Here is a 13527-nt window from a genome sequence, read left to right on the forward strand (position 1 = left end):
CGCGGTCCATGCCCGCCTCCCCCGCATCGGCGTGGCACGTGCTGACCGACCTGGACCTGTGGCCCCGCTGGGGGCCGACCGTTCAGCGCGCCGAGTTCGACGGGCCCGGGCCGCTGCGGCTGGGGTCGCGGGGCAGGGTGTGGGCGCCCCTCGGGGTGGCATTGCCGTTCGAGGTCACCGAGTTCGACGACGGCCATGCCTGGGCGTGGAAGGTCGCGGGCGTTCCCGCGACGCGGCACTCGGTGACCGCGGAGGCAGCGGGGTGCCGCGTGACGTTCGGGGTACCGGTGTGGGCGGGGCCCTACGCGGCCGTGTGCGCGGTGGCGCTGCCCAAGATCGAGGAGCTCGCCGCGACGGCGTGACGCGCTAGGGCTTGCGCGCCCGTTCCTCCAGCAGGGGTCGGGTGCGGTAGGCGACCACCTCGTGCATCGCCACCGACATCGTCGTGCGTTCGACGCCGGGCACCGCGAGCACCAGGCCGGCGACGCGGTAGAGGTCGTCGGCGTCCGTGGCGACGACCCCGATCAGCAGGTCGGCCGCACCCGACAACCCGGTCACCTGGGTGACCTGAGCGATGGTCGCCAGCGCCGCGATCACGTCGTCGAGGCGATGCTGGTCGACCACCGCCGTGATGAAGGCCTTCAGGGGATAGCCGAGATCCCGTGGTGCCACGCAGCGGTCGATCGGCGCGAGCACCTTCTCCTGGTCCCACCGGGCGAGCCGGGCCTGCACGGTGTTTCGCGCCAGCCCGAGCGTGGCGGCGAGTTGGACGCCCGTCGCGCGCGGCGCGTCACACATCGCGAGCAACATCCGGGCGTCGGTGCGGTCGAGCTTCGTCATGTCGCCCAGTGTCGCACGTCACTGGTTTCTGAAACAGGGCAACATGCTCAATGAACGTCGCCTTGCTTGCTCATCGTGCGTTGCGGTGGTTCCCTGAAGTCAGCAGATCGACCAGATCGGCTCGACCAGGTGAGCGAGGTGAGGGCGGTGACCGATCTCGACGTCCGCAGGCCCGACCGGCAGCCCTACGAGCTCGGCGACCGCTACCGATCCGGCTCGGGCCCGGTGGTGCTCACCGGCGTGCAGGCCATCGCCCGCGCGCTCGTCGAACAGCACGAGCGCGACGCGCGCGCCGGACGTCGCGTGGCCACGTTCGTCTCGGGGTACCAGGGCAGCCCGCTCGGCGGCGTCGACCGGATGCTCGCGGGCATGCCAGATGTGTTGCAGGCCAACGACATCACGTTCGTACCCGGGCTGAACGAGGAGTTGGCGGCCACCTCGGTGTGGGGGAGCCAGGCCGCATTCCTGGACGGCGGCGCGCGTCAGGACGGCGTGATCGGCGTGTGGTACGGCAAGGGGCCCGGGCTCGACCGCGCCACGGACGCCCTCCGGCACGCGAACGTGTACGGGGTCAACCCCCGCGGTGGCATGCTCCTGTTCGTCGGCGACGACCCGGCGTCCAAGTCCTCGACGGTGCCCGCCGTCAGCGAACGGTCGCTGGCGGCGCTGGGGATACCGGTGCTGTTCCCGCGCAACGCGCGCGAGGTCGTCTCGATGGCCATGCACGGCGTGGCGCTGTCGAGGGCCTCGGGGTGCGTGGTGGCGCTCAAGATCGTCGCCGACGTGGCCGACGGTGCCTGGTCGGTCGACGACGACGTGGCCGAAGTCGACATCGTCGTACCCGAAATCGTTTGGGAGGGAACGCCTTTCGTCTACCGTCAGCGTCCGATGGCGGCGCCGGCGACGAGCCTGGACGCCGAGGCCGACCTGTACGGACCGCGGGCCGAAGTCGTGCGCGCCTATGGCGCCGTCAACCGGCTCGACGTCGTCGAACTCGACCCACCCGGAGCGACGCTCGGCATCGCGGCCACCGGCACGGCGTTCGACGCGATGCGCCAGGCGCTGCTCGACCTGGGTGCCGACGACGTCGCGCTGCACCGTGCGGGTGTACGCCTGCTGCGCATCGGCATGCCCACCCCGCTGGGTCGCGATGCCGTCACGTCGTTCGCCGCGGGCCTCGCCGAGATCCTCGTCGTCGAGGACAAGACGGCCTTCGTCGAGGCCCAGGTGCGCGACATCCTCTATGGCTCGGCGGATGCGCCGCGCATCATCGGCAAGCGGGACGCGGCGGGCCGACCGCTGATCCCTGCGGGCGGCGAGCTCACCGCCGGGCGTCTGCTCGGGCCGCTGCGCCGCGTGCTCCGGGACCGTCTCGAGCTGACGAGGGCCGCCCCACCACCGCTATCGCTGGAAGTCCTTGCCGCCGAACGGAGTCCGTACTTCTGCTCCGGCTGCCCGCACAACCGCTCGACCGCGGTCCCCGAGGGCTCGCTGGCCGGCGGCGGGATCGGGTGCCACACCATGGTGACGATGTCCGGGCGCACCGACAGCGCCGTGCTCGGGCTCACCCAGATGGGCGGTGAGGGCAGCCAGTGGATCGGGCAGGCGCCGTTCACCGACGTCGACCACCTGTTCCAGAACATCGGCGACGGCACGTTCTTCCACTCGGGGCAGCTCGCCGTGCAGGCATGCGTCGCGGCGGGGGTGAACATCACCTACAAGCTCCTGTACAACGAGGTCGTCGCGATGACGGGCGCCCAGGACGCCGAGGGTGCCCTCGGCGTCGCGGCGCTCACCCACAAGCTGGCGGCCGAAGGCGTTCGCCGCATCATCGTGTGCGCCGACGAACCGCAGCGACACGACAAGCGGGCCATGGCAGCGAACACGGTGGTCTGGCATCGCGATCGTCTCGACGAGGCGCAGCGGCAGTTGCGCGAGGTCCGGGGCGTCACGGTCCTCATCTACGACCAGCACTGCGCGGCCGACGCCCGACGCCAGCGCAAGCGCGGGACACTGCCCGCGCGCACCACCCGGGTCCTCATCAACGAGGCGGTGTGCGAGGGCTGCGGCGACTGCGGCGTCAAGTCCAACTGCCTGTCCGTGCAGCCGGTCGACACCGACTATGGCCGCAAGACGCGGATCGACCAGAGCTCCTGCAACACCGACTACAGCTGCCTGCAGGGCGATTGCCCGTCGTTCGTGACCGTCGAGGTCGCACCGGGACGGGCGAAGCGCCGACCCGTGCCGCCGGCACCCCCGGTGCCCGACGTCGAGACCGAGCCGGTGACGTCGACGCACAACGTGTTCTTCGCCGGCATCGGCGGCACCGGAATCGTGACGGTGACCCAGGTGCTCGCCACCGCCGCGCTGCGCGCCGGGTACGACGTGGAGAGCCTGGACCAGATCGGGTTGAGCCAGAAGGCCGGCCCGGTGGTCTCGCACCTACGCTTCGCCGCGGGTGGCCTGGCCCCGGCCAACCGGCTCACCCCGGCCAGTGCGGACTGCCTGGTGGCCTTCGACCTGCTCGCCGCGACCGACGTCAAGAACCTCGGCTACGGCGACCCGGAGCGCACGATCTGCGTCGCGTCGACCAGCAAGACCCCGACCGGCGCGATGGTCTACGACCCGTCGGTCGCCTATCCCGACACCGCCTACCTTTTGCACCGGCTCGGGCAGGCGGTGCACGCCGTGCACTCCTTCGACGCGCTCGCGGCCGCCGAGGCGCTGTTCGGCGACACGGCGCCGGCGAACCTGCTGCTGGTCGGCGCCGCCCATCAGACGGGCGCCCTTCGACTTCCGGCGGAGAGCATCGAGGAGGCCATCGCCATCAACGGCGTCGCCGTCGAGGCCAACGTCGCCGCGTTCCGGTGGGGTCGGGTCGCCGTCGCCGACCCGGTGCGCTTCGGCGAGGCGGTCACCCCCGTGCAGCACGCCGCGCCTGCCGCCGACCCGGACCGCGTGATGGCGGGGACGACCCTGTCCGGGCAGATCGGTGATCTCGTCGCGCGCCGGGCCGGTGACCTCATCGGCTACCAGAACGAGAAGGTCGCCCGCCGCTACGTCACGCTGATGGAGGGGGTCTGGGCGGCCGAACGCGCGGTCACCGATCGCACGGACTTGAGCGAGGCCGTCGCGCGGGGGCTCTACAAGTTCACCGCGTACAAGGACGAATACGAGGTGGCGCGGCTGCTCACCGATCCGCGGTTCGTCGAGCACGTCGCCGCTCAGCTGCCGGGCGGCACGAACCTCACCTACCGGTTGCATCCGCCGACGCTGCGGGCGCTGGGCCGCCGCGAGAAGATCGGCTTCGGACCGCGCAGCCACGTCGCGCTCAGGCTGCTCGCCAGGGGCAAACGGTTGCGCGGCACGCCACTGGACCCCTTCGGCCGGGCGCGCCTGCGCAGGATCGAGCGCAGTCTGCTCGCGGGGTACGTCGACGTGGTCACCCGGCTGGCCGCCGACCTCACGGTGGCGACGTATGACCGGGCGGTCGAGGTGGCCTCCCTCAGCGACGTCGTCCGGGGGTACGAGGACGTCAAGCTGACGGCGGTGAGGACCTATGTCGATCGTTTGCGCGAATGGGGTTTCGATTCCTCGTTCACCGATGTGAGCGCATTGCTCGACGAATGACGGCCCGGTCAATATGTCCGAAGCGCTGCCATCTCGCCCGCCAGCCCCGAAACTGTGTGTATTCCGGGTGAACGAATAGCGGACGGGAAATGGTCATGAGCGACAAGGCGGATTCTGGCGGTGAATCGGCGCCCGACGGCGTCGCGGTGACTGCACGCGTGTGCGTCTATCCCAGCACCGAAAGGGAAGCTCACGGCGTCGTCGTCGACGACTTCGGCGACGGCGTCGGAATTCCGGTGGAGATCGGCAGCAATGTCATTGCCGGTCCGGCCCGGCGGTGGGCGGTCATGCTCGACGACGACAACCTGGTCTTCGTGGATAGTCATCAATTGGTCGCCGAATAACGTGTGTGACGTATCGCACATTTCGGCGCGCAGGTGCCGATCCGCCCTGGCCTGACGTTTGCTGAATTGCGCCGAAGTGGTGCCGGAATGCGGTGTCCGGCGTCCGTGCGAGCCCACCCCCGGCATTGCCGATCGCGGTGTCGTGGCTGGCGAGGACAGGGCCCTCGACCCTCGGAGATGCTGGTCAGCGACGGCTCCGGACGGGGTGACGGAGCTCCCGCGTCGACCCGCTGCGGACCGTCGACGGCCCCGCCATTTCGCCCTCGTCGAGACGACTCCCAATGGCACCACATCGAATCGTCAGCTTAGCTAACTAACGTGATGACGCGGCCAAATAGGGGTTTTCGCTGGCAGCGATGGTGTAACGCCGGCGGCCCGGGGAACGGTTAAGCTGATGACGACACTGCGATGATGCCGTCGTGCTCACGTGACGGAAGGTGGACGAAATGGCGTTGACGAAGAAATTGGCTCTTGGCCTGGGTGGTGCGGCCATCGCGTTGGTGGCGGGAAGCGGGATTGCCTCTGCTGCTCCCGGTGACGCGGCGATCGTGAATTCGACGTGCACCTACCCGCAGGTGATGGCTGCCCTCAATGCGAAGGACCCGGCTGCCGGGGCCGCGCTGGCCGGCGACCCCGCCGCCAACGGCTTCCTGCAGGGGCTCATCGCTGCGCCTCCCGGCTCGCCGGAGCGCCAGCAGAAGGTGGACTTCGTCCGCTCCTTCCCGCAGGCGGCGCAGTACAACGGCCTGATCAACTCGGTTGCCAGCACCTGCAACAACTACTGACACCCGGTTGCGAAACTGCCCACCCCCGCCGCGGCGGAGGTGGGCAGTTTCGTCTGTCGATCAGAGCAGTCCGAGCAACTTCAGGTCGGTGACGTACTTGACGATCACCGGGGCCGAGAGATGCGGGATGTCCTTGTCGGGCCCGATCTTGGCCTCTTGAACCGCCGCCCGGAAGTGGTCGGCCGGTGCGAGTGACCCGTTGATCGGGGGCTGCGGCGACTGGTAGTTGTGCAGCAGCGGCAGCAACGAGGCCTGACGCTGCTTCTCGGGCAGCGCCCGCAGCGTCGTGTCGAAGCGCGCCAGCCAGTCGGCGTAGTCGGGCACCCGGGTGATCCGGTATCCCGCCTCGTCGAGCCAGTCGACGAACGTGTCCATGCTGATGCCGTCGTCATACGGGTTCATCACGTGGAACGTGTCGAACCCCTCCGTGACGTTCACCCCGAGCGTGGAGATGGCCTCGGCGATGAATTCGACGGGCAGACCGTCGAAGTGGGCCCGCTGGCGACTTCCGTCGGCGTCCAGTGGGTAGAACGACGCGGGTGCCACACCGGTGGCGACCAGGCTCAGCATCATGCGGGTGAACATGTCGGGCACGTTCAGCTGTCCCGCGTAGGACGTGTCGGCCATGATCATGTCGCAGCGGAACACCGAGACCGGCAGCCCGCACAGGTCGTGGGCCTCCCGCAGGAGCACCTCACCGGCCCACTTGCTGTTGCCGTAGCCGTTGGCGTAGGCGTCGCTGATCTCGCGGGTCGCGCTCATCTGCCGGATGTCGGTCTCTTCGACGAACGTGCCCGGCGTGATGCCGTCGCCCACGCCGATCGTCGAGACGTACACGAACGGCTTGATGCGGGTGGTCAGCGCGATGCGGATCAGCTCCGCGGTGCCCACGGCGTTGGGGCCGAACAGCTGGCTGTAGGGCAGCACGTGGTTGACCAGGGCGGCCGGGTCGACGATGAGGTCGACGGTGTCGGCGAGCCGCTGCCAGGTGGCCTGATCCAGACCCAGATCCGCCTCGCCCTTGTCTCCGGCGATCACCTCGAGGTGATCGGCCAGGGAGCGGTAGTGCTCGAGCAGCTTCGGGTCTCCGCTGTCGAAGGTGGCGTCCAGCCTGCGCCGCGCGTCCTCGTCGGACTTGGCGCGAACCAGGCAGATCACCTTCCCGTCGACCAGATCCATCCGTTCCAGCCATTCCAGGGCCAGGTAGCGACCCAGGAATCCGGTGGCGCCGGTGAGGAGGACGGTGCGCACCTCGCCGGCCGGGCCCGGCAGCGCCGGCGCGGCGGACAGGGTGGCCTCGTCGATGAACTTCTCCAGCGTCAGGTCCCGCGCGTGCACCTCGGTGGCGTCGCGGCCGTGCACGGCGTCGTACGTCGGGCGCTTGCTTCCGCCCGCGCGCTCGGCCTCGACGTACGCCGCGATCGAGGCGAGGTCGCTGGCCGGGCTGACGATGACGCCGACGGGGACGTCGACCTCGAAGATTTCGTGCAGCAGATTGGCAAAGGTCAACGCGGACAACGAGTCTCCACCGAGATCGGTGAAGGCGGCGTCCGGGGAGACGTCCGCCGACGCCGCGCCGAGCAGTGCGCTCGCCGCCTTGCCGACGGTCTCCAGGACGGGGCGGTTGGCGCCGTCCTGGCGCAGCGACCGCAGCACGTCCGCCTGGCCGTCGGCCAGATCGACGTACAGCTGCTCGAGCTCGGGGCCGTAGTAGTCCTTCAGCTTCGGCCGCGCCAGCTTGCGGATGCCGGTCAGCAGACCGTTCTCCAGCGTGAAGGGCGTGGTCTCCACCAGGAAGTCGCGCGGGATCTCATAGGACTGCAACCCCGATTCGCGGGCGACGCTCTGCAGCGCCTCGGCGAGAACCGGCTTGACCGCGGACAGGTCGCCGCCGACCCCGGCGAGTGCGTCGTCGGTCGGCACGATCACGGCCAGCAGGTAGGAGCGAGCGCTGTTGCCGTACACGAAGATCTGGCGGATCGACGGGTGGCCGCCATAGGCCGCCTCGAGCTTGGAGACGGTGACGAACTCGCCCTGCGAGAGCTTGAGGACGTTGTTGCGGCGGTCCACGTAGGTGAGGTGGTCGGGCCCGATCTCGGCGAAGACGTCACCGGTGTGGTACCAGCCGTCGGCGTCGAACAGTTCGGCCGTCACGTCGGGACGCTTGTAGTACCCGGGGATGACGTCCGCCGTCTTGACCCACAGCTCGCCGCGCGGATGCGGGCGGTCGGTGCCGAAGTACCCGAGGTCGGGCACGTCGACGAGCTTGTAGTCGGTGACCGGTGGCCGCCGGATCTGGTCGTCGACCAGGATCACGCCGTCCTCGGTGGACCCATAGCCGTTGATGAGGTGGATGTCGATGAACTCCTCGACCCACGAGCGCAGCTCCGGTGAGATCGGCGCAGATCCGGTCATCGCCGAGAACTGGCGTCCGCCAATGAGATTTACGCGCAGGTCGGCCATCACCTCGAGCTCGACCTCGGCGCGGTGGGCGCCTTCGGCGGTGGTGCGGCGGTCGACCTCGCTCTGCACCTCCTGGAACAGCATCTCCCAGATGCGGGGGACCAGGTCGAGCTTCGTCGGGCGCACCAGCGCGAGATCGTCGAGCAGGGTCGAGAGGTCGCTCTTGGCGGCGAAGTACGCCGTGCCACCCGCGCCCAACGTCGCGTACAGGATGACCCGCCCCATGACGTGGCTGACGGGCATGAAGCTCAGGGTGATCGCGGGCATCTTGCCCTCGGTGTCCCAGTCGGGGCCGAACCAGCCGCGCCAGCAGTTGGCCATCAACCGATCGGTGTACATCGCGCCCTTGGGCGTGCCGGTGCTGCCCGAGGTGTAGATCAGCAGCCGCAGCGCGTCCTCGTCGCCACCGCTCGTCGTCGCGACGTCGGAGTGCTGGGCGCCCTCGGCGATGACGTCGTCGAGGGATTCGATCGTGATGCCAAGCTCGGCGAGGCGGGCGGTCGCGGCCGCCACGGCCTCGCGCTGATCGTCGACCTGCGGGTGGTAGTCGAACACCACGAAGCGCTGGGGAGCGAACGCGGTCAGCGCGAGCTCGACGGCGTCGTCGAGGTGGTCGACGCTGGTCAGGATGGCGACGGGCTCGGTCTCGACCAGGATGGGATGCAGTTGCGCGACCGGCGCGCTGGTCTGCAGCGGTACCGCGACCGCACCGGTCAGCGAGAGCGCCATGTCGACGACGGCGTAGTCGGCGCTGGTGAATCCGAGGGTCGCGACGCGGTCGCCCGGTTGGACGGGGTTGGCCGCCAGGGCGTCGGCGAGGGCGCGCACCCGCGCCCAGGTCTCGCGGTAGCTGAGGGTGTCGAAACGGGGCTGCAACTGGGCGACGGTGCGGCCCGAGTCGTCGGTGACGAACTCGACCGCCCGCTGACCGAGGGCGGGACGATCGGCGTAGCCGGTCATCACGGTCTTGATGACGTCGGTGAGCAGCAGGCCGGGCGCGGCGAGCGCGGCGGTGATCGATGGGTCGGGTGCAGCGGCAACCAATTGCGGGTCACTGGAACTCGAACCAGAGGTCATTTCGGCGAACCGACGTTGAAGCCGAGCCTCGCGGGCGTTGGCTGGGTCTGACATGGATCTTTCTCCTGACAAGTGCGTGTTTCTCAATCGTGGATAGCGGGCCACGTGGGGCCACATAGGAGAAAGTACGTTAGCAAAACTAAATATTCCTGGACGGTTGCTGTGCGCCGTCGCGACGGTGTGGCGGCCGTCACCGGCTAGCAGCGTTTCTGTGATCCCGCCCACGATTGGACACGGGAGGCGATGCTCGCCAATGATTTTCAGCAACCGGGGACACCTGGGGACACCTACGCCCGGACCGGGCATGACCAGCCGCTGCTGCTTCCTCAGTGGTAGCTGGCATGCCGTCGAGCACAGTCGCGGCGAGCCAGGGCGGCGGGGTGGGCCGAATCCGCACGACCGGTGTCCGTCCCTAGGGCGTGACTGATCTCACGACGGCGTCAGGCCGTCAGCAGGTCCACCACGACGCTCAGCACCACCACGACGCCGAGGAATGCACCGATCGCCCACACGACCGCACGCCGATCGGTTTCCATGGCCACGATCGCAGCGATGACCGCGGCCAGCAGCCCGCCGACGAAGATGGCGATGGCGGGCCCGCCGTGCGGGAGCACCGCGAGGGCGGTCGTCATGCTCGCGATGGTGGCACGGCGACCGCCGCGTCCGCCTGCGGATTACCTTGCCGCCGGCTGTCAGCGCGGCTCAGTCGTCGTCCGACTTCTCGCTGTCCTTGGAGTCGCTGTCCTTGGAGTCGTCGTCCTTTGAGTCGGCCTTGGCGTCGCTACCCTTGGACTCGGACTTCTCGTCGTCCTTCGACTCGGCGTCCTCGGCGTCGTCAGAGGAGTCACCCTTGTTGGACGTCGACGGAATCAGTTCGACGACCGCCCAGTGGCTGGGGGAGACCAGCACCGTCCACTTGCCGTCCTCGCGTCCCATCTTGAGGACGCCGTGCTCGACCGCGTAGGCCGTGTCGTCGTCGTAGTCGCTCGATTGCCCGTCGGTGTAGGTCAGTTTGAAGGCCATGCGTCGAGCGTGCCATCAACGCGACGTATGCGAGGCGGGTTCGGCGATCTATTCAAGATCGTTTAAAACCCTGGCGCAGAGGCCATTTCGCGGTGCGCGTCGGTCACACCTCGGGCGCGCGATGTCGACCCTGGTAGGCGTCGGCCGCGCGGGCCTGATCTTGGTACGGAGTCCAGCCCTGTCCGAAGAGCTCCAGCGTGGGATCGCCGGCGATGGGCGTGAACCGGGGTGCTACTGGTTCGTCGCGGTCGTTCATGCCCGCAAGGTACCCAGAGGCCGCCCGGCGCCAAACGCGCTGACCGCGTCGCCGTGCCACCGCTGGCGGGTGCTGACCTCCCGTTCACGACGTCGCGTCGAAGTACTGGCCCATCTCCAGATCCTCGAGCAGGCCCGGACCGGTGGGCTGCCAGCCGAGCAGCGAGCGGGTCGAGGTGCTCGAGGCGGGCCCGTCGAGAGCGAGAAATGCGCCGAGCCAACCGAAGTGCGCGCCCGCGTCGTCGGGTGCGATGGAGATGGTCGGGACGTCGAGGTGCCGCCCGATGACCTCGGCCACCTCGCGGACCGGGACGCCCTCGTCGGCCACCGCGTGCAGGGCCGTTCCCGGCGGAGCGGATTCGAGCGCCAGCCGGAACAGTCGCGCGGCGTCCGAGCGGTGCACGGCCGGCCACCGGTTGGCGCCGTCGCCGACGTAACCGGAGGCGCCTCTGTCGCGCGCGATCGCGATCTGTGTCGCGACGAAGCCGTTGTCGCCGTCGCCGTGCGTCGTCGGTGGTAGCCGCACCACCGAGGACCGCACCCCGCGGTCCGCATAGGACTGCACCAGTCGAGCGTTCGCCTGCCTGCCGAGCGGACCGCTCGCGGGGGAGTTCGGGTCGACGTCCGACCCGTCCTCCTCGGTGGCCACCCGGCCCAGCGCGACACCCATGGTTCCCGACGCGATGACGAATGGGCGGTCGGTCCCGGCCAGTGCGTCGCCGATCGTCTCGATGGCTCGGCGATCCGCGGTCACGGCGCCGTCGAAGTCGCCCGAGAACGCGATGTCGTGCTTGAACGCCAGGTGGATGACGCCGTCCGCCGCCCCCGCGGCCGACGCGAGCACGTCGAGATCGTCGATGTCGCCGCGTACGGCGTCGGCGCCCGCGGCCTCGAGCGCAGCGGCCGACGCGTCCGAGCGGGCCAGCCCGACGACGCGGTGGCCGGCGCCGAGGAGTTCCGGAACGACGGCCGATCCGACCCACCCGGATGCGCCGGTGACGAGAACTCGCATGATTGCCTCCAAGAATCCGATGTCAGCTACTGACATCACCACTGTAGCGACCATGTCAGTTGCTGTCATCAACTAATCTCGCTGCATGGGTCGATGGCAACCAGACGCGCTCGGCCGCCTCCAGCAGGCGGCGCTGGAGCTCTACGGGGAGCGGGGCTTCGAGCCGACCGCGGTGGCCGACATCGCCGAGCGGGCCGGGCTGACCGAGCGCACGTTCTTCCGCTACTTCGCCGACAAGCGCGAGGTGTTGTTCTCCGGCGGAGAGGCGCTCATCGAGGTGTTCGTGAAAAACGTTGCGGCGGCGCCTGATTCACGTGCGCCGCTGGACGTCGTCGGGGAGGCGCTACAGGCGGCCGGCGGGTTCTTCGCGGGTCGCATCCACCAATCGCGCGCCCGTCAGGCCGTGATCGACGCGAACCCCAGCCTGCAGGAGCGCGAATTATCCAAGCTGGCGACGTTGGGCGCGGCCGTCGCCGAGGCGTTGCGGGCCCGCGGCGTCGACGATCCCGCCGCGGTGCTGGCCGCCGAGGCGGGAATCACCGTCTTCAAGGTGAGTTTCGACAGGTGGGTGAACGGGCCCGACGACCAGGAGTTCTCCGACGTCGTGCGCACGACGATGGAGGACTTCAAGGCGGTGGCGAGGGGTTCCTGACCGCGCTCAGCGCGCGAAGTCCGAGGGCCGGAAGGTGCCGTCGCTCAACTTGCCCTCGATCTCCTCGAGGCTGCGGCCGGTCAGATCCGGCATCCGGAAGTAGACGAACAACCAGGCGGCGACGTTGAAGAGGCCGTAGAGCCACATCGACGATCCGACGCCGATGCCGCTGATCAACGTCAGCAGCGTCAGCGTGATGAGCAGGTTCGTCCCCCACAGCACCGCGGACTGCGCAGCCGTACCCGCCGGCCGCACCGCCAACGGGTAGGTCTCCGAACCGGTGAGCCAACCCATCAGCTGCAGACCGCCCGCGTTGAACAGCATGAACACGACCAGGCAGGCGATGATGAACGGCACCGAGTCACGGCCACTGTGGCCGGAGACGAACAACCAGCCCAGAACGAACAGGCTCAGTGCCGCACCGGGAATCATGATCAGCGTCAGCCGGCGTCGGCCCACCCGATCGATGATGGTCAGCCCGACGAGCTGCGCGACGAGGTAGCTGACGCCGAGGGCGACCGACACGTCCAGCGCCACCGACGTGGAGAACCCGTTGTCGGTGAGGATCGTCGGGGAGTAGTAGATGATCATCTCGATGCCGCTGAGCTGGGTGAAGACGGCGATGCCGCAGCCGAGGATGACGGCGGGCCGCACCCACTTCTCGCGAAGCCCCGACCAGCCGCGCGTGGCGGCCGTCTTCTCCTCGCGGGCGAGCTGCGCCATCTCGTCCAGTTCGTCCTCGACGTCGTAGCCCGACGGCCGCACGCGGGAGAGGACCTCCGTGGCGTCGTCGCGGCGGTCCTGCTTGACCAGCCAGCGCGGGCTCTCCGGCAGCCGCAACAGCAGGGCGAGCATGATCGCGGCGGGAACGGCGGCGACACCGATGGACCAGCGCCACGGGATCGCTTCCGACGCACCGACGATCGTGGCGATCACGATGCCGACGCCGATCGCGATTTGAAAGCACAGCACCAGCCGGCCGCGGTACTTCGGAGGCGCCAGCTCGGCGACGTACATGGGCGCGGTCTGCGTGGCGCCGCCCACGGCGAACCCGAGCACGAGCCGTCCGAGGGACAGGACGACGGGATTGGGGGACAGCGCGCACCACAGGGCGCCGACGACGAACACCACCGCCAGCATCACCAGCGTGCCCTTGCGACCTCGCCGCTCGGACAGGGAACTGCAGGTCAGCGCTCCGACGACGGCCCCGAGCAGGATGCTCGCCGCGATGACCTGTTTCCAGCTCTCGGCGATGCCGAAGTCCTTCGTGATCTGCAGGAGAGCGCCGGAGATGATGCCGGTGTCGTAGCCGTACAGCATTCCGGAGACGGCGGATACCAGCGCGACGATGACGACCGCGCCGGTGAGTTGACCGGGGGTGTCTGCTCGCGCGACCTCTGGCTTGCCGGGAGCACTACCAATGGAACTCATGAGCCCAGCCTCCAG

The 13527-nt window shown here is 69.1% G+C and carries 12 protein-coding genes; 5 read left to right on the plus strand and 7 right to left on the minus strand.

Annotated elements, in window-relative coordinates; translation table 11 throughout:
- Positions 1 to 8 precede the first annotated feature (8 nt).
- The gene (locus tag G6N60_RS03000) at positions 9 to 362 is read left to right on the plus strand and encodes an SRPBCC family protein (RefSeq protein ID WP_246240252.1); all 354 of its coding nucleotides are present in this window, start codon (positions 9 to 11) and stop codon (positions 360 to 362) included.
- A 4-nt stretch (positions 363 to 366) separates the two neighbouring features.
- On the opposite strand, the gene G6N60_RS03005 is transcribed toward G6N60_RS03000, so the two are convergent.
- Positions 367 to 840, minus strand: a complete 474-nt coding sequence (locus tag G6N60_RS03005; protein ID WP_163732361.1) for an Lrp/AsnC family transcriptional regulator — start codon at positions 838 to 840, stop codon at positions 367 to 369.
- Between the two features lie 147 nt (positions 841 to 987).
- Between G6N60_RS03005 and G6N60_RS03010 the strand changes: the two genes are divergently transcribed.
- The 3 genes from G6N60_RS03010 to G6N60_RS03020 all read left to right on the plus strand — a co-directional run bounded on the left by G6N60_RS03010 (position 988) and on the right by G6N60_RS03020 (position 5599).
- Complete coding sequence (locus G6N60_RS03010) at positions 988 to 4470, plus strand: indolepyruvate ferredoxin oxidoreductase family protein (RefSeq protein WP_163732364.1); 3483 nt, start codon at positions 988 to 990, stop codon at positions 4468 to 4470.
- Positions 4471 to 4565: 95 nt separating this feature from the next.
- Positions 4566 to 4814: a hypothetical protein gene (locus G6N60_RS03015; protein ID WP_179969630.1), complete on the plus strand. Its 249-nt coding sequence runs from the start codon at positions 4566 to 4568 to the stop codon at positions 4812 to 4814.
- 446 nt (positions 4815 to 5260) lie between these two features.
- Positions 5261 to 5599, plus strand: coding sequence for a hemophore-related protein (locus tag G6N60_RS03020; protein ID WP_163732368.1), 339 nt, complete (start codon positions 5261 to 5263; stop codon positions 5597 to 5599).
- Between the two features lie 60 nt (positions 5600 to 5659).
- Here the strand turns inward: G6N60_RS03020 and car are convergent, their stop codons facing one another.
- The 5 genes from car to G6N60_RS03045 all read right to left on the minus strand — a co-directional run bounded on the left by car (position 5660) and on the right by G6N60_RS03045 (position 11429).
- Positions 5660 to 9193: a carboxylic acid reductase gene (car, locus tag G6N60_RS03025; RefSeq protein WP_163732371.1), complete on the minus strand. Its 3534-nt coding sequence runs from the start codon at positions 9191 to 9193 to the stop codon at positions 5660 to 5662.
- Positions 9194 to 9579: 386 nt separating this feature from the next.
- A complete protein-coding gene (locus tag G6N60_RS03030; protein ID WP_163732373.1) occupies positions 9580 to 9771 on the minus strand; it encodes a hypothetical protein in 192 nt (63 codons plus the stop codon).
- A 70-nt stretch (positions 9772 to 9841) separates the two neighbouring features.
- The gene (locus G6N60_RS03035; RefSeq protein ID WP_163732375.1) at positions 9842 to 10162 is read right to left on the minus strand and encodes a hypothetical protein; all 321 of its coding nucleotides are present in this window, start codon (positions 10160 to 10162) and stop codon (positions 9842 to 9844) included.
- A 103-nt stretch (positions 10163 to 10265) separates the two neighbouring features.
- A complete protein-coding gene (locus G6N60_RS03040) occupies positions 10266 to 10418 on the minus strand; it encodes a hypothetical protein (protein WP_163732378.1) in 153 nt (50 codons plus the stop codon).
- Between the two features lie 84 nt (positions 10419 to 10502).
- Positions 10503 to 11429, minus strand: a complete 927-nt coding sequence (locus tag G6N60_RS03045; protein WP_163732381.1) for an SDR family oxidoreductase — start codon at positions 11427 to 11429, stop codon at positions 10503 to 10505.
- Between the two features lie 85 nt (positions 11430 to 11514).
- Here G6N60_RS03045 and G6N60_RS03050 point away from each other — a divergent pair, with 85 nt between their 5' ends.
- On the plus strand, positions 11515 to 12081 hold the full coding sequence (locus G6N60_RS03050; protein WP_163732384.1) for a TetR family transcriptional regulator: 567 nt from the start codon (positions 11515 to 11517) through the stop codon (positions 12079 to 12081).
- Positions 12082 to 12087: 6 nt separating this feature from the next.
- On the opposite strand, the gene G6N60_RS03055 is transcribed toward G6N60_RS03050, so the two are convergent.
- Complete coding sequence (locus G6N60_RS03055) at positions 12088 to 13512, minus strand: sugar porter family MFS transporter (RefSeq protein ID WP_163732387.1); 1425 nt, start codon at positions 13510 to 13512, stop codon at positions 12088 to 12090.
- Positions 13513 to 13527 lie beyond the last annotated feature (15 nt).

This window comes from Mycolicibacterium madagascariense (assembly GCF_010729665.1).
Lineage (GTDB): Bacteria > Actinomycetota > Actinomycetes > Mycobacteriales > Mycobacteriaceae > Mycobacterium > Mycobacterium madagascariense.

What these genes read in the sequence shown, in the direction of transcription:
- G6N60_RS03035 (WP_163732375.1), bottom strand. Translation starts at nt 10,162, where the DNA reads ATGGCCTTCAAACTGACCTACACCGACGGGCAATCGAGCGACTACGAC.
- G6N60_RS03005 (WP_163732361.1), bottom strand. Translation starts at nt 840, where the DNA reads ATGACGAAGCTCGACCGCACCGACGCCCGGATGTTGCTCGCGATGTGT.
- G6N60_RS03040 (WP_163732378.1), bottom strand. Translation starts at nt 10,418, where the DNA reads ATGAACGACCGCGACGAACCAGTAGCACCCCGGTTCACGCCCATCGCC.
- G6N60_RS03050 (WP_163732384.1), top strand. Translation starts at nt 11,515, where the DNA reads ATGGGTCGATGGCAACCAGACGCGCTCGGCCGCCTCCAGCAGGCGGCG.
- car (WP_163732371.1), bottom strand. Translation starts at nt 9,193, where the DNA reads ATGTCAGACCCAGCCAACGCCCGCGAGGCTCGGCTTCAACGTCGGTTC.
- G6N60_RS03055 (WP_163732387.1), bottom strand. Translation starts at nt 13,512, where the DNA reads ATGAGTTCCATTGGTAGTGCTCCCGGCAAGCCAGAGGTCGCGCGAGCA.
- G6N60_RS03045 (WP_163732381.1), bottom strand. Translation starts at nt 11,429, where the DNA reads ATGCGAGTTCTCGTCACCGGCGCATCCGGGTGGGTCGGATCGGCCGTC.
- G6N60_RS03020 (WP_163732368.1), top strand. Translation starts at nt 5,261, where the DNA reads ATGGCGTTGACGAAGAAATTGGCTCTTGGCCTGGGTGGTGCGGCCATC.
- G6N60_RS03030 (WP_163732373.1), bottom strand. Translation starts at nt 9,771, where the DNA reads ATGACGACCGCCCTCGCGGTGCTCCCGCACGGCGGGCCCGCCATCGCC.
- G6N60_RS03000 (WP_246240252.1), top strand. Translation starts at nt 9, where the DNA reads ATGCCCGCCTCCCCCGCATCGGCGTGGCACGTGCTGACCGACCTGGAC.
- G6N60_RS03015 (WP_179969630.1), top strand. Translation starts at nt 4,566, where the DNA reads ATGAGCGACAAGGCGGATTCTGGCGGTGAATCGGCGCCCGACGGCGTC.